We start from the raw sequence: 23167 nt of genomic DNA on the forward strand, positions 1-23167 counted from the left end.
CCGAGAGAAAATCGGGATTCCGGCATACATATATATATAAGGTATAGATTTTCAGGATAAATGGAGAATTTGGAAGTGATGGTGATACTTTTCATCATCGTGATTTTAGGTTACGTCGCCTGCAAGTTGGGATATATGGGCGACAAGTTTGACAAGAAGTTATCCAGCATGGTGGTAGATATCACCTGTCCTCTGTTGGTGCTCTCGTCAGTAATGGGCGATGAGCTGCCCGACCGCACGCTCATCCTCCCCCTTCTGGGCGTAGGTTTTCTTACCTACATCCTTTTGCTGGTATTCGGTTTCTGGGTGCCGCGTCTCATCACTCGCAATCATGATGACCAGGGCATGATAGGTTTTGCGCTGATGTTTGCCAACGTAGGTTTCATCGGCTACCCTATCGTTTCGAGCATATTCGGTCCGAAGGCCATTTTTTATGCCGCCTTGCTCAACATGCCGAACACCTTTTTTATTTTTACGGCAGGTGTCATGCTCATCAAGGGCGAGTACAGCGTCAAACAGTTCAATCCTAAGGTACTGTTTTCTCCGGCTCTTCTGGGTGCCTTCGTTGCCGCCCTCCTGGTAGCTTTCGGGGTTCATACGCCGGATATCATTGCGCGTCCGGTAACGATGGTGGGAAATGTTACGGTTCCTGCCGCCCTGATGATTATTGGTTCCTCGATGGCTAAGTTGCCGGTGAAGGAGATTATCGGCAGTCCTAAGGTATACCTCTCCTCGTTCTTGCGTCTTGTGGTAGTTCCTCTGAGCATTTATTTCCTGTTCAAGGTATGTGGTGTAAGCGATCAGGTCAACGACATCAATACGGTTGTCATTGCGATGCCCGTAGCGAGTTTCGGCACGATGTTCTGTCTGAAATACGGCCGCAATCCTTCGCTCATCACCGAGATGACGTTCATCACCACGGTTGGCAGCATCATCACCATCCCGCTCATCACCCTCCTCTTTTCGTAACGAGAAAAAAATCCCCTGATGCCACAAAGTCACCAGGGGATTTTTATATAATTCATTAATCACTAATCACTAATCACTAATCATTAATCACTAATCATTAATCACTAATCACTAATCATTAATCACTAATCATTAATCACTAATCATTATCTCACGCAGAATTTCTTGCCATTCTTGATGTATATACCCTTCTTCATAGCCCCCGTAATGCGGCGGCCGCTCAGGTCATAAATGGCAGCATTGTCTGGCTCCTGATCCGATGTTACAGAATGGATGCCGGTAGACTCCAGGTTGCGGTAAGTCCTTACCTCGAGTTCATAAACCGGTTCAAGACCTCTTACGCTGTTCACGCTTCCAGCACCAAACACGATGTTTTCAGCCAATTTACCATCCACCAGTGCATAATACTTTGATACGCCTTCATCCACCGTCAGATAATAGTAATAAGTGGAGCCGATGACAGGTTTGCCATTATAGAAATTGCGGGAAGGATTATACTGGCTTCCTGCTTCCTCGAATGTTACACCTTCTCCTATTTTGGTTCTCACCTCAAATGTGCGAGGTTCGTATCCGGTTGCCGGCAGACGCAGTCTCTCAAAGTCCTGACCATACAGTTCCATATACTCCTCCGAGCCATTTCTCTTAGCCACAACAGCCAGATAATCACCCGGTTCTGCATCTACAGTACTCAGAACCGTAAAGACCAATTTAGGACAGGGCAAACGCATTAAATTGCGCTGCCCTCCAAAAGTTTTGACAGGTACTCTTCATCCCAGCCTGCCTTCAATCTTTTCAGGTTGAGACTTCCCTTGGTCGTCTTGTCATTTTTCAAGATGGAGAGGACCATTTTGCTTATGGTAGAGAAGTTCCTCGCTGCATTTTTGACTTTCTTACTTTCGTCTTCTCTGAAAGTAATGTCCAATTGCCAATGCAAGTTGTTTTCTATGGACCAATGTTGCCTAATGGCGCTTGCTATCTTTTCGGGGTCTTCATTACTTAAGGAAGTTATATAGTATCTTGTTTCCTCAGATGTTTCACCAGATGTCGCAACAGATCTTCTTGAGGTAATCCCGACAACAGACCTTAACCCAACAAACCTGTTCTTAAACATTCTCTGCATTATGTCCCCATAGCTTACAACAATGCAGGTTCTTTCTTCCTGACGACCATGTCCCTCATTAAAGGAATAATGTTTTGTCACTACATTACAATTGCCTCTATACTCATGCTCGTAAATCATGTCCTTAGCAAATTCGTAACTTTTCTTCTGATTTTCCTTCAAGGCGATAATATAGTCCCCCTTGCCTTCTATGATTTTCTCTGTTATAGAAGTTTGGCATCCCATAGCATCTATTGTCACAATGGCATTTGACACGTCTATAGCACTAAGCAACTTGGGAACGACCGTGATTTCATTTGTTTTTTCACCGACTTTCTCTTGCCCAAGTGATATGCTGTTGTCTGCTGACCAAGCAGATACGATCCATGTGCGGAAGTCAGCTTGACCAATAGTGTGCTCGGCATCACACTTGCTTGATCCACGCATAAGCTTGCCATCAATGGCAACAACACCTTTGACTTCCCCTACAATTTCTCTAACCCAGTTTCTGAAGATCTCTTCAAATCCTTTTGGATCAAAGATAGAAAAGAAACGATTGAAGGTGTCATGGCTTGGAATAGTCTCCAACCCCTGCAAACGCTTTTTGAAGAAGTCTAACTTACTTTTTCCAAACTCTGCAATTTCGTTCCAAGATTGAGCTCCTGCAATTACCGCAGCGATTGTAATGTAAATGATATGTTCCATTTTATGGACAGTTCGACCCGCAACTCGTGGGTCGGCTATTTGTTTAGATAACTTAATAATGCTCATTTTGTACCTTTTATTTGTTAATTATTTCTTTACAAAGGTACAAAAAATATTTCATATATACAAATATATAATGTTAATATTCAGTAAGTTACAACTGCACAACGCAGATGTTAACGAATAAAATATTTAATGCGTCTGCCCTGCAATTTAGGATAGATGTAGCCCCGTCCAAAATCTTTAATCGTCTTGGTGCTGGATGATATAATCTCCCGAATCTCGCCCTTAGCATTCATCAGAGCCATGGCAAGTACTCCGTCAAAGTTCTGTTTTCCTTCATTTTTGATTGGTACTGAAAAGACGATACATTTCTGTCCCTTCTTCACATCAGTAACATTCATATTCATTTCCTGAAGATAGTCAGTCATCTTCGTGAATCTCATATCAGAGATTTTTTCCTTTCCGTCAGATGGCTCCATGCCGAATACTGCCATCTGGCCAACGTTATACCGACTGGCAACTGGCTTTCCTTCTTCGTTTTGCGGATTGAGGGCTCCTATATGGTAGAACCCGTTGCAAAGACCGCCCCAGCCCCAGTTTACGCTGAAGCTATCGTCCTTGTAACCATCTATCACGAAGGCATGACCGCCACCAATAGAGTCGAATGCAGCATAGAGCACAGGACGGTTGGCATCAATCTCTCCGCGCAACTTTTCGTTCCATTCCTCTGCGCTCCCAGCTTCTATTGACATCTGATGCGAAATCTTGCTGTAGCCGAAATACTTCTGCATGGCGGCCACCAGATCGCTTATATACGAACCGCTACCGTCTTCAGCATACTGCATATCCACAGCCACACCGAGGTCTGACATGAGCCTTGCCACGCCGTCGAAGTCAGCAGCGTTGGTTCCGTCATATCGCGCAGGCATGTTTGCCCAATCATATTCGTGCTCGAATTGGGCAGTCAGGGTCTTGCCGTCCCATTTATAGGAATGGCTTCCGGTGCCCTTGGCAGGATAACCGTGATACTGCATCACGATGGCACCAGCCGTAGCCGCACAGCCAACCGGATATTTGTTTGGCGTGTACTTGTTGAATGGAGCCATCTGGTCCCATTTCGCGGTATTGAGCAGCTTTTCGCCGCTGAAACCGGTTCTTGTGGCAGTCTGGTTCGCCTGATTGCTGTTAGCCAGCGCTGCTATCTGCCGTTCATAACTCTTGAGCAGGTCCTTCAATCCGTCGGGCAGATTTCCTGCATCAAATGTTCCTGTTGAGGTATACCCCAAAACTGGCGCTACTGCGTCGTCACCTGCTATAATGACGAATCCGCCTGCGTCATTGTTGAAAACATAATAAGCATCAGAGCGCGATGCGGTATTAGCCGTTCTGCTCTTGGCTCTAGCTTTCTGCGGCATCTGTTTTCCCCAGAAGCTATAAGCCTGCTGCTGTGCCTGCCATTGAGTTATCCGCTTAGCCTCCGAAGGAGAATATACCAGCAGCAGCAACAATGCCAATATGTTTTTAAAGTGTAATTTTCGTTTCATTAGTTCTTGTTGTTTAATAATTTACTAAATATTCTCTATATATCCTAATATATATCCTGATATAAGTTCACTTGTATAAATCCACCTGAATAAGCCCAGCCTGAATATCGGGCTTCTGTAGTTTTTTAAATACTTTGTTCTGCTGCAAATATACGAAAAATATTCGTACCAAACAAGTTTTTTCGCACTTTTTTTCGTCCCTACCCTCATTTTTTATGTATTGCCCCCCTCTTTTTACGTATTAAGCGAAAAAAAATCCCCTGATGCCACAGAAAGCACCAGGGGATTCCTATCTTTTAATTGTAATATTCAACACACAACATTCAACACTCAACACTCAACATTACTTCGCGCTTATTTTCTTTCCATTCTGGATATAGATACCCCTAGATGGAACATTTTGTATTCTGCGGCCATTCAGGTCGTAAATGGCCTTAGGGACGGTATTCTCATCCAACGTTACAGAATGGATGCCGGTAGGCTCCAGATCCTCTACCACATTATCAAAGTATTTAATCCAGTTCTTGGTATACTGATGAGCATCATACTTCGCCTTGCTGCCCGGATAGAGATGCAGCGTGCGATACAACTTACTGCTCTTGCCAGCAAATACACACCAGCTTATCCAGTAAGGTGCCTCTTTATGACGCATATATACATCCTTCAATTCGAAGCAGGCATAGAATGTGTTGCGGCCGAACTCCTCTATCGTCTCAGGCAAATCAATCTCCTTCAGATTGGTTGCCCTGAAAGCATTGAAGCCTAACTCCCTGACGCCGGCTGGCATCTTGAAATGCTCCAGATAAGTGTTGCTGTAGAATGCATAGCCAGGAACCATATCAGCCTTGTAACCTTCATAAGCCACCACCTTGGCACCGCTCAGGTCGATGCTCTTGAAATAATGACTCGCCAGCTCATCAAAGTCGCGCTTGTCTATCTCGCCGTTCACCTTAATATTTCTGTATACTAAATAGTCTGGGGTTTCCTTGGCAAATGTTTCCTTCAGCTGTCCAGCCTTCTCCAGGTTGATTACCAACTCCTTCTCCTGATAGTCGCGATAAGTGTTCACCACGAGGTCATAAACCGGTTCAATACCTCTGAAATAATTCAGCTGGTCAGTACCCGTTTTAACATCATCTATCAGCTTTCCGTTCAATTCTGCGAAATACTTTGAGATGCCTTCATCTACGGTCAGATAATAATAGTACCATGAACCGATAACCGGCTTGCCATTATAGAAATGATTATACCTCGTTTCTGCTTGCTTGAATGTAGCCCCCTCGCCCATTTTCGTGTTTACCTCAAATGTACGAGGCTCATATCCGGTTGCCGGCAGACGCAATCTCTCGAAGCTCTGATCATACAGCTCTATATATTCCGAAGAGCCTTTTTCCTTTGCCACAATAGCCAGATAATCACCCGGTTCTGCATCTACTGTACTCACAAAATTGAAAGACAGAGACGGATAATACGAGCCACTGCTCAAATTATTAAAAGTCTGAGAACTGGATGATACGATTTCCCGCATCTCGCCCTTCGCATTCATCAGCGCTACGGCTACTTCTCCGGTATACGGCTGGTCTCCCGTATTGCCGATTGGCGCACAGAAGATGACACCATTCTGCCCCTTCTTCACATCGGTGATATTCATATTCAACATCTTCAACCCACCTACATTTGTCAAGAATCCCATGCCAGAGATTTTCTCCGTTCCATCGGATGGCTGCAGACCGATTACCGCCGTCTGTCCCAGGTTATATTTATCGCCCGTTGGCTTTCCTGCGCTTTCCGGATTCAGGGCTCCTATCTGGTAGAAGCCATTACAATAGCCGCCCCAGCCCCAGTTTACGCTGAAGCTTTCGTTCTTGTATCCGTCAATGATGAAGGAATGGCCGCCAGCCGAAGCATCGGAAGCGGAATAGAGAATCGGACGGTTGGCATCAATCTCGCCACGCAGTTTCGCATTCCATGCCTCAGCCTCCATATCATCTATTGACTCCAGATGCGTAAGCTTGCTGTAGCCGAAATACGTCTGCAGGGCAGATATCATATCACCGATATACGCACCGCTTCCGTTCTTAGCATACTGCATCTCCACAGCCACACCGAGGTCTGCCATCAGTCTTGCCACGCCGTCGAAAGCAGCATCGTTGGTGCCGTCATATTTAGCAGGCATGCTTGCCCAGTCGTAGGTATGCTCGAAATTGGCTGAGAGGGTCTTGCCGTTCCAGGTATAAGAATGGCTTCCGGTGCCCTTGGCAGGATAGCCGTGGTGCTTCATTACGATGGCACCAGCCGTTGCCACACAGCCTGTTACATAGTTGTTTGGCGTATACTTATTGAATGGATTGCCCTGGTTCCATTTTGCGGTATTGAGCAGGTTTTCGCCTGTAAAACCGGCTCTCGTGGCAGTCTGGTTCGCTACATAGTTGTCGCCCAGCGCCGCAATCTGCCGCTCATAGCTCTTCAGCAGATCCTTCAGTCCATCAGGCAGATTTTCTGCATCAAATGATCCCGTTGAGGTATAGCCCAAGACTGGCGTTACGGCATCATCACCAGCGATAATGACGAATCCGCCTGCGTCGTTATTAAATACATAGTAAGCATCAGAGCGCGATGCGGTAGTAGCCGCCCTGCTCTTCGCCCTTGCCTTCTGCGGCATCTGTTTTCCCCAGAAGCTGTAAGCCTGCTGCTGAGCCTGCCATTGTGTGATTCGCTTAGCTTGCAGAGAAGAGTATCCCAGCGCCAGCAACAATACCAATAGGAATTGAATGTGTAATAGTCGCTTCATAAGTTCTTATCTTTTTAAGGGTTATTATATAATATGTATAGTTCTTAGAAAATTCTTTGTTCTTTTGCAAAGATAATGTTTTTTTTAATACCACGCAAGTTTTACGCCCTCTTTTTTGCCCCGTTCTCCACTTTTTTACGCAATGACACCCCTTTTTACGCATTGAACGAAAAAAAAATCATCCAATTTTCGTTATTCCCCGATTTTTGCCTTATCTTTGCAAGTAAATTTGGCACGAAGCAATCCTTTTTACCAATAATATAAATTAGAAGAAAATGAAGATAAACAACAGTACGAAGAAAAGCCTGCTCGTCATCGCACTCGCGATGGCCAGCACTACTTACCAGACTCAGGCCGCCCCGATAGAACATATCGGCGACAGATACATCATGCATATTCCAGAAATGGAACTCACAGGCGAAGAATCACTCCTCGATGTGCTCATGATGTGCCCGGAAGTCATCTCACTCGACGGCAACAACATCATCGGCGGAGATCCATTCTCCAACCTCTACGGCAAGTTCGTCATCCGTATCGACAACCAGGAATACGGACTCGATTACGCCACCTTCCTCCACCATTTCAAGGCGCGCGAGATTGAAACCATCAAGGTGTGCCAGAACGCCGAAGTGATGAAGGGATGCAGCAGTCTGAAGAAAGTCATCGACATCACACTGCGCAAGAAGGAGAACGGAACTACCGGCAGATGGGGACTCTTCGGTGATACCTACGGCGGCGCAAAAGGCATCGTCAGCGTCATCAGCCAGCAGGATAAACTCCGTGTGCTCAGTCATGTAGAAGGCAACTTCCAGCGCACCTCCAGCAGCGATAAGGATGCCTACCAGGGCTTCTCAGGAACCACCGTGAACCACTACTCCCACGAGGGTGCCAAACTCAATCTGCTCTGGACGCCTACCGCGAAGGATGTGCTCGAAATAGATGCGATGCAGACCTACACCCGCAACCATTTCACCCACACCCCAGCCGATTACGTGCGCGCCTATCATCTGCAGGCCGACTATACCCGCACGCTCGCCGACAACGGCTCCAGCATCCTCTTTACCCTGGGTGCCGAGCATATCAGCGACAACGGCCGTACACAGGAAGAAACCCAGACTGCGCCCTACCAGAACCACTCTACCTACCCCTTCATGGTGGTAGAATACGCCACTCCGGTCATCACCCCTGATCTCTGGATTACGGCAGGTTTCGAGGGCGGACTCTCCATCGAGAAGAACTGCATCGCCGATTACATCAACCATTCCAACTACCAGGATTTCTACGCCCAGCTGGATTACAACATCGGCAAGTGGGGATTCATGGCAGGCGACCGCTTCCGCATCATCAACTTCCGTCCTAAGCAGATTGCGCCGGAAGAGCACTGGAAGCATACCACGCGCAACCATATCTACTCGGCGAGCGCCTATTACAGCTTCACGCCGGGTCATACCCTGCAGGCCACCTACTGCCGCCGCATCTTCAATCCCGAGTTTGGCGATTTCGTTACCGCGGGCGATATGGAGGGCGCCTGGCAGCCGGTATACAGTGCCGATATCGGCAACAGCATGGCGAATGTGGTAGAGCTCAAGCATACCTACAGCCGCCCTGCCTTCGTGCTCAGCACCTCGGTAAAGAACATCCACCAGCACCAGCTCAGCACCATCCACGACAATACGCTCGGCATCGGCTCCACCGCCTTCTGGCACAAGGGCATCCTTCGCCTCACAGCCGGTGTCAACTACTTCTGGCAGCGCAGCGAAACCCCTTCAGAGGAGGCTCAGCAGCGCAATGCAGAATACAACCATTTTGCCGTGTTCAAGTTGGCACCGCAGCTCACAATGGCCGATGGCTGGCGCTTTACGGGCAATCTCATCTGGTGCACCCGCCGCCGCAGCGATGCCTACACCCCGGCTAATCTCTATGCCGAGGTAGGGGTATACAAGAATCTGGGCAAGCACTGGACGCTCGAAGGCCGCTTCCACGATATGGCGAGCCAGCACTTCGGCAACCGCGCTGCCACCATCGGCTGCACGTATTATTTTTAATTGAGCTTTTAACAATCTTTTTCTAAATCAGAAGCAAGATTTCTGTTCCTTTCTTATTTTATTATCAGAAAGTGAAACAATAAAAAGAAAGGAACATTATATATGAGAAAAATTGATTTCAAGAAGATCGGGCTGGCAGCGATGATGCTCCTGTCGGCCCTCACATTCCAGTCGTGCGATAACGATAACGATACCGATTGGGACCGCGTTTTCCCTAACGCACTGGTAACCGTGAAGAAGAGTGGCGATGCCTGCTATCTGCAGCTCGACGACAACACCACGCTGCTCGCCAAGAACCTGAAACCTACCATCTTTGACGGTAAGGAGGTTCGCGCCCTGGTCAACTACACGCAGACCTCGGAGAAGAGCGAGAAGTATAACCAGGTGATTCACGTCAACTGGATAGACAGCATCCTGACCAAGAAGCCAGTTCCTTCGCTCGGTTCTGATACCGAGAACCGCGAGAAGTATGGCGACGACATGGTCGACATCGTGCGCGACTGGGTAACGGTGGCAGAAGATGGCTATCTCACCCTCCGTTTCCGTGCTCTCTGGGGCGGTCAGAAGGTGCATTACATCAACCTCGTTACGGGTGTGAATCCAGAGAATCCTTACGAGGTAGAGCTGCGCCACAATGCCAATGGCGACCCTCAGAACTACTGGCGCGATGCCCTCGTAGCGTTCAATCTGAACGATGCCGTGCCTGATACCGAAGGCAAGACGGTGAAGCTTACCATCCGCTGGCGTTCCAGCCAGGGCTACAAGAAGGTAGATTTCGACTACTGTTCGCGCAAGCCTATCAGCAGCCCGAAGATGCTCGAAGGATACAGCCAGGCAGGAAGAGATATCCGATAAACGAAGAAAAAGCAGATAAAAGCAGATAAAGCAAAAGCCCCGATGCGTGATGCATCGGGGCTTTTTTTTACTTTTTTACCTTTTTACTTTTTTACCTTTAAAAGCTGCTGCAGCTTGTTATACCGAGGGTGGTAGCGATGGCTGTGAGAAATGAGATTGCAATTTGCAAAATTGTTTTCCAGGTACTTGCTTTCATAATGTTGAATGTTGAATGTTGAATGTTGAATGTTGACTTGGTGGGGGTTGGCCTCAGGCGAGGGCTTTATTCAAGCCCGTCGCCGCCTTCCTGAGAGCCGCCGCCGGTAGTTCCGGAGCCGCCCTGGCTGGTACCGCCACCTTGTTCAGTGCCGCCTGAGGTACCACCAGAGGTGCCACCTGAGGTACCGCCTGAAGTACCACCTGAGGTGCCACCCTCGTCGGTGCCAGTATAGCCGCCGTACTCCTGAATCTTGCACTTCTTGCGCAGCTCAGAGTTGCTCCAGCTTTTTGTGTTTCTCACAATCAGGTGTACACCCTCTACGCTGGCAGCCGTTACCTTCTCCTTGGTATCCTCCGCCTTCGAAGTCATACCGATAGAGAACAGACCGAGGTCAGAGAGACGCACGCTCTTGCCGTCGAGAATCAACTCCTGCAGATGGTCGAGTGCATCCATCAGCACACCGTGGATAGTACCTCGGGAGTAAGGCGAACCGTGGTCAGAGATGTGGGATACGAATCCCTCGAAATCCACCTCGCGGTCGGTTACCGCAGTGGCATACCACTTTTTCTTACCAGCGTTCTCGCCGCTCTGTGGTGTACGCTGCAACTTACGATACTTCAATGTTCCTTTCTGTTCCATGATCTTAAATTATTAAAGGGTTAATATAAATGTTGAATGTTGAGTGTTGAATGTTAACTTGGTGGGGTGCGTTTTGTCGAGTGCATCCTTTCTTGAATCACGATGCAAAGAAAGTGCAAACGAGAACAGAGCTAAGCTTGCTTAAGCTTTGTCGAGTGCAGCCTTTCTTCTAACGACAGTGCAAAGGTACGGCAATTTTCTAATACTACCAAATTTCACCCTGCAGAGTTATGTTAAACGGATTTAACACTTCGAACACATCCGGTTAATCTTGCCAACTCATAATTTATCGTGCGAGAAAACTATATTTTGTAAAAAGTTTCTCTATGCTTTCTTACTCCGAAAACAGTAGGAAGCAAGAAATCCATCATCAACAACCGAACCCATTTCCACCTCCCAAGCGTGACAGTTGTGACAGTTGTGACAGTTTTCAGCGCCTACCCCCACCTCCCTCTCTTTAGAGGTAACTTATTATATATATAAATATATATATAATAAGTTAAATATAATAATAACAATTTGAAAGCAGCCCGATTTCATATACCCCTCCCCTGAAAACTGTCACAACTGTCACAACTGTAACAACTGTAACGCCTCTCTCAATCCTTCTCCTCTCCTTCTCCCTCCATCCTTTTTGTAAAGAAAAAAGGAATCACCCTACCCCCCTGGAGGTTATTAGGGAGATACGCTCATGCCCATAGGGGGTGCTGCTGAGTAGATACTTCATTTCATCCTTTAAAATCAGTTAAAAAATGGGTGTTCCCCCATAAAATGTGCAAAAACATGATAGGATTCCCTCATAAAATGTGTATATTTGCAGCGTTATTCCCTCATAAAATGTGGGATAACAAGTGATTATTCCCTCATAAAATGTGATTTTAAGATACGGATTATGGAAAGATTAGCTATCAATGAACTTCTGAAATGGAAGAATAAACAATATCGTAAACCTCTTATTATAGAGGGCGCCAGACAGGTGGGAAAGACTTGGCTGGTGAAGGAGTTTGCCCGCCAGAATTACAAGCAGCTGGCATATGTGAACTTTGAAGAGATGAAGATCCTGCAGAATCTATTTGAACAGGATTTCAGTATTCCTAGAATTCTTACAGCTATTGGGGCTGCAACGAATGTAACCTGCACAGAGGGCGAAACGCTGATATTCCTGGATGAGATTCAGGCTGCCCCTCATGCTGTTACTTCTCTCAAATATTTTGCAGAGAATGCGCCGGGCTATCATGTCATAGCTGCAGGTTCTCTTCTGGGTATCGAACTGCATCAGGGGGAATCTTTTCCTGTGGGTAAGGTGGAATTTCTCTCTCTGTATCCAATGAACTTTATCGAGTTCGTGATGGCTATGGGGGAGAAGAATCTGGCGCAGCTGCTTCAGACGAAGGATTGGAATATGATAACGATGTTTGCTCCCAAGTTTCAGGAACTCTTGAAGTATTATTACTACGTGGGAGGCATGCCTGAAGCCGTATTGAGCTTTAGCCAGAATCGTGACTGGAAAGAGGTGAGAACCATACAGAAGGACATTCTGAACAGTTATCAGAGAGATATGTCGAAGCATGCTCCATCGGAGATTATTCCCCGTATTACTGATTTGTGGAAATCCTTGCCCGCCCAGTTGAGCAAGGAAAACAGGAAGTTTATCTATGGAGTGGTGCGCGAGGGGGCAAGAGCCCGGGAGTATGAGTTGGCCTTGCAGTGGCTGCTGGATGCCGGACTGATATATAAGGTATATAATGTGAAGGCTCCCCGACTGCCGCTTGCCAGTTATGAAGACCGGGCGGCCTTCAAGATCTTTGTCCTGGATGTCGGGCTTCTAGGTGCGATGTCTAATCTCAAGGCTGCGACAATAGTGGCTGGCAACAGTATTTTTACCGAGTTTAAAGGGGCATTGACGGAGCAGTATGTTTTGCAGCAGCTCATTCTCAGGTATGAACCGTATTATTATGCCAAAACCAACAGTACTCAGGAGATTGATTTTCTGCTCCAGGATGAGGAGGATGAGATTGTTCCGCTGGAGGTGAAAGCCGAGACGAATGTCAAGGCAAAGAGCCTGCGCCAGTTTGTTGCAGACAACCAGTCAAAGAAGGCCTATCGCATCTCCATGAATGATTATCTGCAGGAAGATTGGGTTACTAACGTACCGCTCTATGCGGTAAATGGTCTCGAATTTTATTCGATACAAAATTAATCTTTCTCACGAAAACACAAAAGAAATCCCCCAAAAACTTGCAGAAAAGAGAAATATTGCTTATTTTTGCATTATCTTTGCAGGAAAGGACGAAAATATGAAACAAGAAAACAACAGAATACAATTACCCCTAGAAGAAATCAAGCTCGCATTCGCTGCTTCATGCGTTGAGGGAGCTGCAAGAAAGCTCGGGGTACCATATATTGAAATATACGAAAGAATGAGAAAGGTTGATTTAATCAACAAGTTCATTCTGCCCCACTACGATACGCTCCACACCGAAAGTCGAGAGTATCTTATAGAAGATATCATTGAGTGTCTAACTAATTGGGAGAAGAAAGACAGATGAAAATAACTGTTTATCATGGAGCTACAGAAATTATAGAAGCTCCACTTAATCATGTTGTAAGACCAAGGTTAGACTTTGGCCAAGGCTTCTATGTAACCGATTTAAAGAATCAGGCAATCAAATGGGCTAAAACCATAGCCGAAAAAAGAGCAGCACAACCCCTACTCAATATCTACACTCTAGATAGGGATGCTATTCTTGCAGAAGCTCGCTGCAAGATATTTACCGCATACGATAAAGACTGGCTAGACTTCATCGTGGGCAACAGACGGGGCGAAAACCCTGCCAGAGATTACGATTATGTAGAAGGAGGTATCGCTAACGACCGAGTAATCGATACCGTAAACCTATACATGACAGGTTTTTACGATGCAGAATCAGCCCTACAGCAGTTAATATTTCATAAGCCCAACAATCAGATTTGCTTACTCAATCAAACTCTCATCAATAAATACTTAGTATATAATGGAACAGAAAAAATATAAACAGATCAACACAAAGACACCTGAGATTCAAGAAATGATTCTCAGCTATCAGATAGGTGGCGTAGCATACGAACTGTCACAACGCCTGGAAATATCTCCAGCTCTGGCTCTTGATCTTTTCTATCGCAGCAAGACCTGTGCCCAACTCCACGATAAGCGCACCGGCCTGTATCTCATGAGCAATGGCTACATCGCCGATGATTTCATTTACGAGAAGCAGAGAGGGTACTAAGCCGCAGTTTGCGGAACTTTTCTCGGATTCATTGTAAAACCAAAAATCGTCAGCAGGTTGCTGACGATTTCAAATTATTGGTTCCTAACTCAACTTTGTTAATTTTATTGTTCCAATTTCTTAATCTCTTCGATAGATAAGTCGGTGAGATCGGCAATATCATCTAATGGAGTATTGCGCGCTAACAACTTCAAAGCAATCTCTTTGCTTTTCTTTTTGGCTTCTTTTTCCACAGCATGCTTAAATACCGCATAATTGTCCCACATGACCATCATGCTGTTGTCGTATTTCTCCTGTTCCTCTTTGGTCAGAGTCTTGGAGTCGGCGATTTCTGCCAGTCTTTTGAATATCTTATGCTGAGCCTCGAAAGGCATTTTTTCTAAAGTCTCCATATGCTTCAAATTATAAATCCAACAATCTAAAAACGTAGTACACTCTTCCTTATGTACTCACGTTGCAAAGATACGCTTTTCTTTCGTAACTTCCAAGAAATTAACTAAGAAAAATTCTCTAATTCTTGACGAAAAACGAATCAAGCACTTGGTATAATTTTAAGAATCAAGAATTTAAGAATTTAAGAATTTTCATTCTTGCTTGATGAATTTTGAACTGACAAATCATCACCATAACCCGTCAAATACTCGTTTTAATACTAAAAAGAATAAAATAACCAGCTAAATATTTGGAAGTTACAGGAATATTGCTTATTTTTGCAGAAGAAAAGCTGCACTCGGCAATTTGAAAGCAAGCTTTCATTGCGCACGTTTGCATCACAAACATTTTAAATTATATAATTATGTTAGGAATAAATGCACCAAAAGTTTTAGCTAAAGGCAAATACGCACAAGCCGTTCGTAAAGCCGCTCTTGCATCCATCGGTGCAAAAGCAAAGAAAGACGATGCCACAAAAACATCAAATTATCCATATAAATTTGAGTGGAATTTAGAATGAATTTAGAAGAATATAAAATAGAACTTTTATCAGACTTTGAAGAGTTGATAAATTTCTATACAGGAAAAGACAAAATGGATGACTTTCTTCATAATCACTTACAAGATTGTGAAGAGAGTCATTATTGTAAGACATTTTGTGTCCGCTTAAAAGCAAACAACACGATTGTTGCAATTTTCGCCTTAGCATTCGACTCTGTTGACATTGATTCAGATGATTTTGATGATATGCGTATGGGGGCAGCAGGAACCGATTTGCCAGCAGTAAAAGAAACATTCCGAGAACAATTCGAACAAAAATATACTTATCCCGCTTTAGAAATTGCCTACTTAGCTATTGAACAAAAATTTCAAAGTTTACACCTAGGTTCAGCCTTAATTGAAGAAATAGCTTCGATGGCTAGAAACCAAAGATATGCCGGTTGCGTCTTCTTGACTGTAAGAGCTTGGCATACCTCTGATTATAGCGCAGTAGGTTTCTATGAAAAAAATCAATTTGCAAAATTGACTCCAGTTCCCCAAATGGATGTTTGGCCAATGTACAAAACAATTTGGCCGGAGGAATAACCCCCTACACGCCCTGAACCAACGGGCACCGGACGAAGGGAATTGAAAATCACCACAATTTCCAGGCCCACTCCATAGAAGATCTTCCAGAGGATTATCTCCCTACCGAAGATTCTTATTATGAATTTGAGCCAGAAGATGTGAACAAAGAGAACTTATCCATAGCAGAAATGAGCGGCAAGAAACTCGACTGGTTCCGCAAGGTCTGTGCATCGGTACTTTAGATACCTTGCCCCCCTACACGCCCTGAAGGGGCAGAAGCACCTAGCCCAGGGTAACACCCTGGGTATAAGCGCAATCTGCCTTGCGCCCTGTAAGGGCAAAAGCTTTATGTTTTGTCTGGAGTTTTAAAGCTTTTGCCCTTACAGACCGAAAAGATTTGCGTATTTTCCAAGATTTTAGCTAAAAAGATTTGCGTATTTTCCAAGATTTTAGCTAAAAAGATTTGCGTATTTTCTAATATTTTTGTATTTTTGCACCGCCAAAAGGCATAAAATCAAGAAGTTAAAGATTTCGTAAACAATAGAAAATAAATACTCTAAGGTGGTGTCACAACGCTACTTATTGTATACTAAGGATTTGACGAACGATGGCAATACCTTATTGCCGCCATATTGTTGTGGCGCTGTTCTATGGTTAAACGGTCTGACATATTACTCTATCTTTTTTAAAAAGGGATTTCTTCAATCCCATCATAACTTTTCATCCGCAAAATTATTTTTTTCTTATGAACCCCCAAAAAGAAAAAGCCCAAAAACTTGCATAAAAGAGAAATATTGCTTATTTTGTAGAAAAAAAGATGGCAAAGGAAATATAAGCTTATCAGTAATTTCTCATAAATCGTGTAATAATTCATAAAAAAGAAGGCTTTAATTTGGAAGTTTCAGGTTTTTATTTTATCTTTGCAGAAGATAGGCTGCATCTCGGCAAAACATTCAAGCAAGCTTGATGTTCTGCACTCGATTTGCACTATCTTTGCGGTAGAAACAAAAACGATAATTATGAAGTCAAGGGAATATTATATATCACTCATCACTTCTCATGCCGAAGAGCTAAAAAAGAACTTCGGCATTAAATCATTACGCCTTTTCGGTTCTGTGTCTAGAAACGAACAGAAAGAAGGTAGTGACGTTGATATATGCGTAGATATGGAACCGAAAATGTTCCTTGTAGTAAGACTGAAACGTTTTCTAGAAAACCTGCTGGAATGTTCTGTTGACATTGTAAGATTGCACAAGCATATCAATCCATTCCTCCTTAAAGAAATAGAACATGACGGAATATACATCATCAAATAGAATTATTGGAACCTTAATACAAATTAAGGAAGCCATAAAACAATTGCAAGATTGGAACAAAGATGTACAGACTGTTGACGATTACTATTGTACACCAGAAGGAATGAAGAATCTTGCAGCTAGCTGTATGCTTATCGAAGCAATTGGAGAGGGAGTTAAACAAATTGACAGATTAACTCAATCTCGCCTACTAAATGAGCGCCCAGAAATACCATGGCAAGATGTTATTGGCATTCGCAACCATATAGCACATGGCTATTTTGATATTGATGGAGACATCGTGTTCGACGTCATCAAGAATAATCTCGATGACTTACTAGCAGCTATAAATTATTTTATATCAAAATTCTGAGATCTGTGCTGCTCTAGTCACTTCCCCCCTTACGGGCTGAAGGCCCAGAAGCACCTAGCCCAGGGTAACACCCTGGGTATAAGCACAATCCGCCTTGCGCCCTGTAAGGGCAAAAGCCTTAAAAAATCCGTGAAATCCCTGCCTATTCCTCTCGTCTTTCCGCCTCCGGCTCCGCCACCATTTCCGGCACTTCTTCCGGCAATTCATATCTTCTGATATGATGATCTTCCAGATAGATATGGTTCAGCGTAAAGGCGAGCGACTCCAGCGTCTTCTCCCTTACCGCCGGCTTCAGTTCACATTCCCATATCACGATGGTATGCCATCCCATTTCAGCCAGCCGGTGCAGCACCTCATGGTCCCTCTCCCGGTTCCTCCTGATCTTCTCCATCCAGAATCCGGTGTTCGATTTCGGCACCACATAATATTTGCACCCCTCATGTCCGTGCCAGAAGCACCCGTTCACCAGAATACAGGTGCGATATTTCCTCAGCACGATGTCCGGCTTGCCCGGCAACCGCGGGTGATTGAGCCGATACCTGAATCCCCTACTCCACAGAAATTTCCTGACAAGAATCTCCGGTTTGGTATCCCTGCCCCTTATTGCCGCCATATTGTTGTAGCGCTGTTCTATGGTCAAACGGTCCGACATACTCTTTATTTACAAAGACTTCTTTTAACGTAACTTAGAAATAAAAACGAGGTCACACTTACCAGCAACATCGTTCAAATATTAGTTGAGTTTTAAAATATCCTCCTTGGCAAGCCCTGTATATCTTGCGATTTTATCAATAGGCTCGTTTTCCATCAGCATATTCTTAGCTACTTCAATTTTAGCCTCTATGATAGCTCCTTTATAAGCTGCAATATGGTCACGCATCACCTTGATTGCATCATCATATTTCTCTTGATCTTCCTTGCAGAGTGCAGTAATGTCCTCTATCGCAGCAAGTTTCTGGAAGAGTTCATTTCCTGCCAAAGAAGGTATTTTGTCCAATATACTCATATTATTTAATTCTATTAAAAGAAACAATTCTTATATCAATTAACACCATTCATTGGCAAAATTAATCTTTTCTCATGAAAACACAAAAGAAAAAGCCCAAAAACTTGCATAAAGGAGAAATATTTCTTATTTTGCAGAAAAAAAGATGGCAAAGGAAATATAAGCTTATCAGTAATTTCTCATAAATCGTGTAATAATTCATAAAAAAGAAGGTTTTTACTTGGTAGTTTCAGGTTTTTATTTTATCTTTGCAATATGAAGAAGGAACAAGAACTTACATTGACAGCCATCCGTGAATGCCTGGCAAAGAATATGCCACCATACGGGAAAGCGATACTTTTTGGCTCACAAGCTAGAGGTACCGCTAGAGATGATAGCGACTGGGACATTCTTGTTATCTTAGACAAGGAACAGCTTCTTCCTTCTGATTATGACAAAGTTACCTATCCTCTTACCGAACTAGGTTGGGATTTAGGAAAAGAAATAAACCCAGTAATGTATTCCGCTAAGGAGTGGCAGAAATATAAGATTACACCATTTTATAAAAATGTAGAAAAGGAAGGAGTAAGTTTATGGGGCTAACAAACGATGAAAGAAGTTCTTTAGTAGAACTTCGTCTGGAAAAAGCAAAAAGATTTATAGCAGAAGCAGAGCAAATGCTTTCTATGGGATTATGGGATTTGGCAGCTAATAGGTTTTACTATTCTTGTTTCCATGCTGCTCAGGCACTATTAATACATTATGGGCTTTCGGCACATACTCATGCTGGTACTTTAGGCGTATTTGGTATGAATTTCGTTAAGACAGGTAAAATTGACAAAGAACTTGGTGCATTTTTCTCCAGGATGGAACAATTAAGAATGAAAGCTGATTATAACTGTGAATATGATGTTAGTAATTCTGACGTAGAAAATATGCTACACCCCGCTCATGACTTTTTAAATAGCATCATCAAACTTATCAAGGAAAAACAATAGAAGTCAAAACAACATGGAAGATTACGATAAACTTATGGTTGGCGACCAATCTACTGACGGGCGCATTATAATTGCTGATAAAGACAGACTTTGCTATCTGGTAAAATCAGGGAGCAAAGGCAGCTTTAGTATTCGTACCATATCCAAGCAATTGCTGGGAGAATTTATAGACTACTATAGAAAAAACCCCAACAAAAAGGCTGAGGATGCCAGAGTAGAACTCAAAGAACTGTCTGACATTGATAAATATGAATATGGCTACAACGCTACGTTGACAGCGATGGCTAAGATGGTTCTTGACCCAAAGAACGAACTCGTCAGAAAAGGGAATCCAGCAGAATCTTCTCGTGCAGAAAACCATTTGCTTAAGACTACAGGCCTTCAGCAGATTTACTATGGTGCTCCTGGCACAGGCAAATCAAAGACCATCAAGGACTTGACTTTCGGAGAGAGCGTGATTCGTACTACATTCCATCCAGACTCTGATTACGCCTCTTTTGTAGGTACTTATAAACCTATTACAGAAGAAGTTGATCTCCGAGATTGCTATGGGAAAAAGGTCATCGATGACGATACAAAGGAAGTCGTAAAGGAAGAAAGAATTGCCTATAAGTTCATTCCTCAGGCTTTTCTCGAAGCCTATGTTGAAGCGTGGAAGAAACTTGGTAGCAAAAAGAGTGAAAAGAGCGATAAAAGCTATAATAGAATCCACCCAGCACTTCTCGATACTCCAGAAATTTTCACTAAGAATAAGGCATCAAAGAAGCAATTTCTTATTATCGAAGAAATAAACCGAGGCAATTGTGCCCAAATCTTTGGTGATCTGTTCCAATTGCTCGATCGCAACGAATATGGCTTTTCTGATTATCCTATCGTTGCAGATAAGGATATGCAGAAGTATCTCGAAAAGGAATTTGCGGGATGGGAGATTACGAATAAAGACGAAATCAACCAGCTCTATGGCGAAGCCAATATGGTAAACCTCATCATGAAGGGAGAGCGCCTTGTTCTGCCTTCAAACCTCTATATTTGGGCTACAATGAACACCAGCGACCAGAGTCTCTTCCCTATTGACTCAGCCTTTAAGCGCCGCTGGGATTGGAAGTATGTGCCTATTCGTGAAGGTCGTGACAAAGAAACCAACGCTCCTCTCAACTGGTACATCAACACGGGTGATAAGCAATACAATTGGTGGTCATTTATCAGCAAGGTTAATGAGCTGATTGGTTCACTTACCAATTCAGAAGACAAGAAGCTCGGCTATTTCTTCTGCAAGGCAAAGGATGGCGAAATCGATGCCGACTTGTTCGTTAGTAAGGTTATTTTCTATCTCTGGAATGATGTGTTCAAGGACTATGGATTCGATGATAAGGACTTTCAGGATGAAGAAGGCAAGATTCTGTCTTTCGACCGATTCTATGAGGATAAGAACGGCAAAACTAACGTTGATATAGCTATCGTTGAGCAGTTCTTGGCGAATTTGGGAGTGGAGGAATACATTTCAGAAGAAGAAGGAGAAGAAGAGGAAAAAATTGATGCTGTCCCAAGCAACAATGAAACTAAAGGCAACGATAAAACAAAATATAGTTTCAATGGCTCTGAACCGCTTGGCAAAGGTGACTTAGGTATTTCCATCATTAAACAATATCTGAAGGAACATCCCGAGATGAAATATTCTAAAATCAAAGAAACCTTCCCAGACTCGATGCTTGGAAAGGAACTGAAACTCATAGGATTAATAGTCACTCGTCAGGAAATAGAAAACGCTATAGATAGTTACAAGAAAAGAGCCTATGGCTTTTATAAAAAAAGAAAATTCTATTCTTCTGATGGAGTCGAGTTTTATGTAAGCAATTGGTGGAATATAACAAACATTGATTCTATTATCCAATTTGCAAAAGAACAAGGCTGGACAGTAGAACCAACAAAATAAAGACATTATGAGAATCCTCATAGAAGAACATCAGTATCAGGCTGAACAGATTAGGGATGTTCTGCACGGCATCGACGCCATGCAGGACATTGATGGCAACGTCAGCATCAACTACGTTGGGTATTACTACAATACCCAGCTCAACGATTGCGTCTTTATTTTGCCGAAAGTACTGCTCGAAGACACCCCAGAGGGCGAAAGAGTATTCGGCAAATACGCCCCGGAAACCATCGTCAACCTGAACCAGAACAACCCACTCTCTCAACAGGAGAAAGACTTCATCTATGAGTTCTCTGTCTGGATTTACCGCACCATCGAAGTTTACAACAATACCACCAGAAACGGCATTGTCTATCACCAGAAAATAGCGTGCCTCGGTAAAAGTAACAGACAAATCAACAACACATTTCTCGATATTCTGCTGGCTCTCATCGACTTCAACAAGCATAACCAGGATTTCATCTTCTTCATCCTGAAGAACATCCATTCCGGTTACAACCGCATTCATTGGTCAAAGACCATAGCCACCACGAGAGCCATCATCAGCAAAAACAGCCCTGTTTATCCCCATCCTGTCAACAGGAAAAAGCAGATTAATTTTGATGAAGAACTCCTGATTATCTTCTATTCCATACTGAATTATATCAGCGAAAGATACGGCTTCGCCAATCATATCAACTGCAATTTCCAGCTGATAACAGGCTATCGTTTCAAGACCTATCTGGATGGATTAGGGAAGACTAGACTGCTCCAGATTAAGTATAAATACTTCTCAGACAAGGCTTTACACCTCTGGCAACTATGCTATGATTTCTTTGACAACGCCAAGCGCATGAACATCCAGCAGGAACGCAAGGAGTATCTTCTGGTTAAGAGTTTCAATATCGTTTTCGAGGCCATTATTGATGAACTTCTAGGCGAGAAGAACATTCCAGCCGGACTGAAAGAACAGGCTGACGGCAAGCGCATAGACCATTTGTACAGCTACCAGAACCTGATTACAACAAGAAATCAGGAGCCAGTTTATTACATCGGCGACAGCAAATATTACAAGCTAGGTCATTCCATCGGCAAAGAATCTGTGTATAAGCAGTTTACGTACGCCAGAAACATCATCCAGTGGAACCTGAACCTCTTTATGAACGACGATAAGGACGATGAAGAACTGCAATACGACAAGCGTAATTTTGGCAACGTACCCAAGCTTCGCGATGACCTGACGGAAGGCTACAACATCATTCCGAACTTCTTCATCAGCGCAAAGATGGCAGAGAATCTCTCTTTCTCAGACCAGATTTCGTCAACCGACAGGGAACATAAGTGCTTCAACACCCAGCATTTCAACGACCGCCTGTTCGACCGCGACACCCTTCTCGTCTTCCACTACGATGTCAACTTCCTCTATGTAGTATCTCTGTATGCCCGTCATAACGAGCACCAGAAATTCGCCTGGAAAAACCGGGTTCGCAAGATGTTCCGTGATGAAATCCAGAAGATGCTGGACGAAAGATACGACTTCTATCGCCTCACGCCGAAAGAAGATACGCAAGTAGAAGAATTCGTCAGCCGGAATTTCAGAAAGCTTATCGGCAAGATATTCTCGCCAACGAAATCCAATGATTATCTGATACTTGCGTTCGAGAAAGAAGACTCCAACGAGGAGCAGAAAGAAGCTATCATAAACGATGTTAAGGAGAAATTCTATATAGAGGGATTTGCCTTATCGGATGATGACAGGATAGGCTAATATATTATAAGATACTTGCCACTATCCCTACATCCGCTGCAGCCCAGTCGAGCCCTTTCAGCTCTTCTTTGCTGCACCACTTGCTATCAGCGTGCTCACGCCTCCTGAACCCATCAGCATCGCCTTTTGGCGTACACAGAAAGGCAGTCATGGTTATCGAGAAATCGGCTCAGGGGAGATTGTCCGTGGATAGACAACCTCCCCTGAGCCGTAATTTTTCT

Annotated in this window: 23 protein-coding genes and 1 pseudogene; 15 read left to right on the forward strand and 9 right to left on the reverse strand. The window is 44.0% G+C overall.

Annotation, left to right across the window (positions count from 1 at the left end; genetic code table 11):
• Positions 1-60 precede the first annotated feature (60 nt).
• The gene (locus tag FO447_RS07305) at positions 61-969 is read left to right on the forward strand and encodes an AEC family transporter (RefSeq protein ID WP_200758271.1); all 909 of its coding nucleotides are present in this window, start codon (positions 61-63) and stop codon (positions 967-969) included.
• A gap of 146 nt (positions 970-1115) precedes the next feature.
• Here FO447_RS07305 and FO447_RS07310 read toward each other — a convergent pair whose 3' ends face one another.
• From FO447_RS07310 to FO447_RS07325, 4 genes are all read right to left on the reverse strand, one after another.
• Positions 1116-1697 (reverse strand): hypothetical protein, encoded by a 582-nt coding sequence (locus tag FO447_RS07310; protein WP_200758272.1) that lies wholly within the window; start codon positions 1695-1697, stop codon positions 1116-1118.
• Positions 1697-2839: an ISAs1 family transposase gene (locus tag FO447_RS07315; protein ID WP_118139234.1), complete on the reverse strand. Its 1143-nt coding sequence runs from the start codon at positions 2837-2839 to the stop codon at positions 1697-1699. Before FO447_RS07315 ends, FO447_RS07310 begins: the two co-directional genes overlap by 1 nt.
• A gap of 110 nt (positions 2840-2949) precedes the next feature.
• Entirely contained in the window at positions 2950-4320 is a 1371-nt protein-coding gene (locus FO447_RS07320; RefSeq protein ID WP_200758273.1) for a C10 family peptidase, read from the reverse strand.
• Positions 4321-4663: 343 nt separating this feature from the next.
• Positions 4664-7111 (reverse strand): C10 family peptidase, encoded by a 2448-nt coding sequence (locus tag FO447_RS07325; RefSeq protein ID WP_200758275.1) that lies wholly within the window; start codon positions 7109-7111, stop codon positions 4664-4666.
• A 275-nt stretch (positions 7112-7386) separates the two neighbouring features.
• On the opposite strand from FO447_RS07325, the gene FO447_RS07330 reads away from it, so the two are divergent.
• Together FO447_RS07330 and FO447_RS07335 are read left to right on the forward strand one after the other, a co-directional pair.
• Positions 7387-9156, forward strand: coding sequence for a hypothetical protein (locus FO447_RS07330; RefSeq protein WP_200758277.1), 1770 nt, complete (start codon positions 7387-7389; stop codon positions 9154-9156).
• 102 nt (positions 9157-9258) lie between these two features.
• Positions 9259-10011: a NigD1/NigD2 family lipoprotein gene (locus FO447_RS07335; protein ID WP_200758279.1), complete on the forward strand. Its 753-nt coding sequence runs from the start codon at positions 9259-9261 to the stop codon at positions 10009-10011.
• A gap of 97 nt (positions 10012-10108) precedes the next feature.
• Here the strand turns inward: FO447_RS07335 and FO447_RS07340 are convergent, their stop codons facing one another.
• Both FO447_RS07340 and FO447_RS07345 read right to left on the reverse strand, forming a co-directional pair.
• A complete protein-coding gene (locus tag FO447_RS07340; protein ID WP_171487676.1) occupies positions 10109-10207 on the reverse strand; it encodes a smalltalk protein in 99 nt (32 codons plus the stop codon).
• Between the two features lie 66 nt (positions 10208-10273).
• Positions 10274-10849 carry an HU family DNA-binding protein gene (locus FO447_RS07345; RefSeq protein ID WP_200758281.1) on the reverse strand — a complete coding sequence of 192 codons (576 nt, stop codon included), beginning with the start codon at positions 10847-10849 and terminating at the stop codon, positions 10274-10276.
• Between the two features lie 892 nt (positions 10850-11741).
• Here FO447_RS07345 and FO447_RS07350 point away from each other — a divergent pair.
• The 4 genes from FO447_RS07350 (at position 11742) to FO447_RS07365 (ending at position 14115) form a co-directional block, all read left to right on the forward strand.
• Positions 11742-13049, forward strand: a complete 1308-nt coding sequence (locus FO447_RS07350) for an ATP-binding protein (RefSeq protein ID WP_118065263.1) — start codon at positions 11742-11744, stop codon at positions 13047-13049.
• Between the two features lie 97 nt (positions 13050-13146).
• Positions 13147-13398 (forward strand): DUF3791 domain-containing protein, encoded by a 252-nt coding sequence (locus tag FO447_RS07355; protein ID WP_117728104.1) that lies wholly within the window; start codon positions 13147-13149, stop codon positions 13396-13398.
• Complete coding sequence (locus FO447_RS07360; protein ID WP_117692194.1) at positions 13395-13883, forward strand: DUF3990 domain-containing protein; 489 nt, start codon at positions 13395-13397, stop codon at positions 13881-13883. Before FO447_RS07355 ends, FO447_RS07360 begins: the two co-directional genes overlap by 4 nt.
• Positions 13864-14115, forward strand: coding sequence for a hypothetical protein (locus tag FO447_RS07365; protein WP_117588197.1), 252 nt, complete (start codon positions 13864-13866; stop codon positions 14113-14115). The genes FO447_RS07360 and FO447_RS07365 overlap by 20 nt, the downstream gene beginning before the upstream one ends.
• Positions 14116-14219: 104 nt before the next feature.
• On the opposite strand, the pseudogene FO447_RS07370 reads toward FO447_RS07365, so the two are convergent.
• Positions 14220-14546: pseudogene (locus FO447_RS07370) on the reverse strand (PD-(D/E)XK nuclease family transposase); the annotation flags it as partial.
• A gap of 365 nt (positions 14547-14911) precedes the next feature.
• Here FO447_RS07370 and FO447_RS07375 point away from each other — a divergent pair.
• From FO447_RS07375 to FO447_RS07390, 4 genes are all read left to right on the forward strand, one after another.
• Positions 14912-15067, forward strand: coding sequence for a hypothetical protein (locus FO447_RS07375; protein ID WP_153113850.1), 156 nt, complete (start codon positions 14912-14914; stop codon positions 15065-15067).
• On the forward strand, positions 15064-15633 hold the full coding sequence (locus FO447_RS07380; RefSeq protein ID WP_117728093.1) for a GNAT family N-acetyltransferase: 570 nt from the start codon (positions 15064-15066) through the stop codon (positions 15631-15633). The genes FO447_RS07375 and FO447_RS07380 overlap by 4 nt, the downstream gene beginning before the upstream one ends.
• A 1001-nt stretch (positions 15634-16634) precedes the next feature.
• Positions 16635-16931, forward strand: coding sequence for a nucleotidyltransferase family protein (locus tag FO447_RS07385; protein ID WP_022121250.1), 297 nt, complete (start codon positions 16635-16637; stop codon positions 16929-16931).
• Positions 16906-17283 (forward strand): HepT-like ribonuclease domain-containing protein, encoded by a 378-nt coding sequence (locus FO447_RS07390; RefSeq protein WP_117588196.1) that lies wholly within the window; start codon positions 16906-16908, stop codon positions 17281-17283. Before FO447_RS07385 ends, FO447_RS07390 begins: the two co-directional genes overlap by 26 nt.
• Positions 17284-17425: 142 nt before the next feature.
• Here the strand turns inward: FO447_RS07390 and FO447_RS07395 are convergent, their stop codons facing one another.
• Positions 17426-17935 carry a very short patch repair endonuclease gene (locus FO447_RS07395; protein WP_200758283.1) on the reverse strand — a complete coding sequence of 170 codons (510 nt, stop codon included), beginning with the start codon at positions 17933-17935 and terminating at the stop codon, positions 17426-17428.
• 81 nt (positions 17936-18016) lie between these two features.
• Positions 18017-18289, reverse strand: coding sequence for a hypothetical protein (locus FO447_RS07400; protein WP_118192440.1), 273 nt, complete (start codon positions 18287-18289; stop codon positions 18017-18019).
• 255 nt (positions 18290-18544) lie between these two features.
• On the opposite strand from FO447_RS07400, the gene FO447_RS07405 reads away from it, so the two are divergent.
• The 4 genes from FO447_RS07405 to FO447_RS07420 are packed head-to-tail and all read left to right on the forward strand — an operon-like array spanning position 18545 to position 22946.
• Positions 18545-18871: a nucleotidyltransferase domain-containing protein gene (locus FO447_RS07405; RefSeq protein ID WP_117587986.1), complete on the forward strand. Its 327-nt coding sequence runs from the start codon at positions 18545-18547 to the stop codon at positions 18869-18871.
• Complete coding sequence (locus FO447_RS07410) at positions 18862-19266, forward strand: HEPN domain-containing protein (RefSeq protein WP_200758285.1); 405 nt, start codon at positions 18862-18864, stop codon at positions 19264-19266. The genes FO447_RS07405 and FO447_RS07410 overlap by 10 nt, the downstream gene beginning before the upstream one ends.
• Before the next feature lie 13 nt (positions 19267-19279).
• The gene (locus FO447_RS07415; protein ID WP_200758287.1) at positions 19280-21199 is read left to right on the forward strand and encodes an AAA family ATPase; all 1920 of its coding nucleotides are present in this window, start codon (positions 19280-19282) and stop codon (positions 21197-21199) included.
• Positions 21200-21206: 7 nt separating this feature from the next.
• Positions 21207-22946 (forward strand): LlaJI family restriction endonuclease, encoded by a 1740-nt coding sequence (locus tag FO447_RS07420; RefSeq protein ID WP_200758289.1) that lies wholly within the window; start codon positions 21207-21209, stop codon positions 22944-22946.
• Positions 22947-23167: the final 221 nt, after the last annotated feature.

This window comes from Segatella copri (assembly GCF_015074785.1).
Taxonomy (GTDB): domain Bacteria; phylum Bacteroidota; class Bacteroidia; order Bacteroidales; family Bacteroidaceae; genus Prevotella.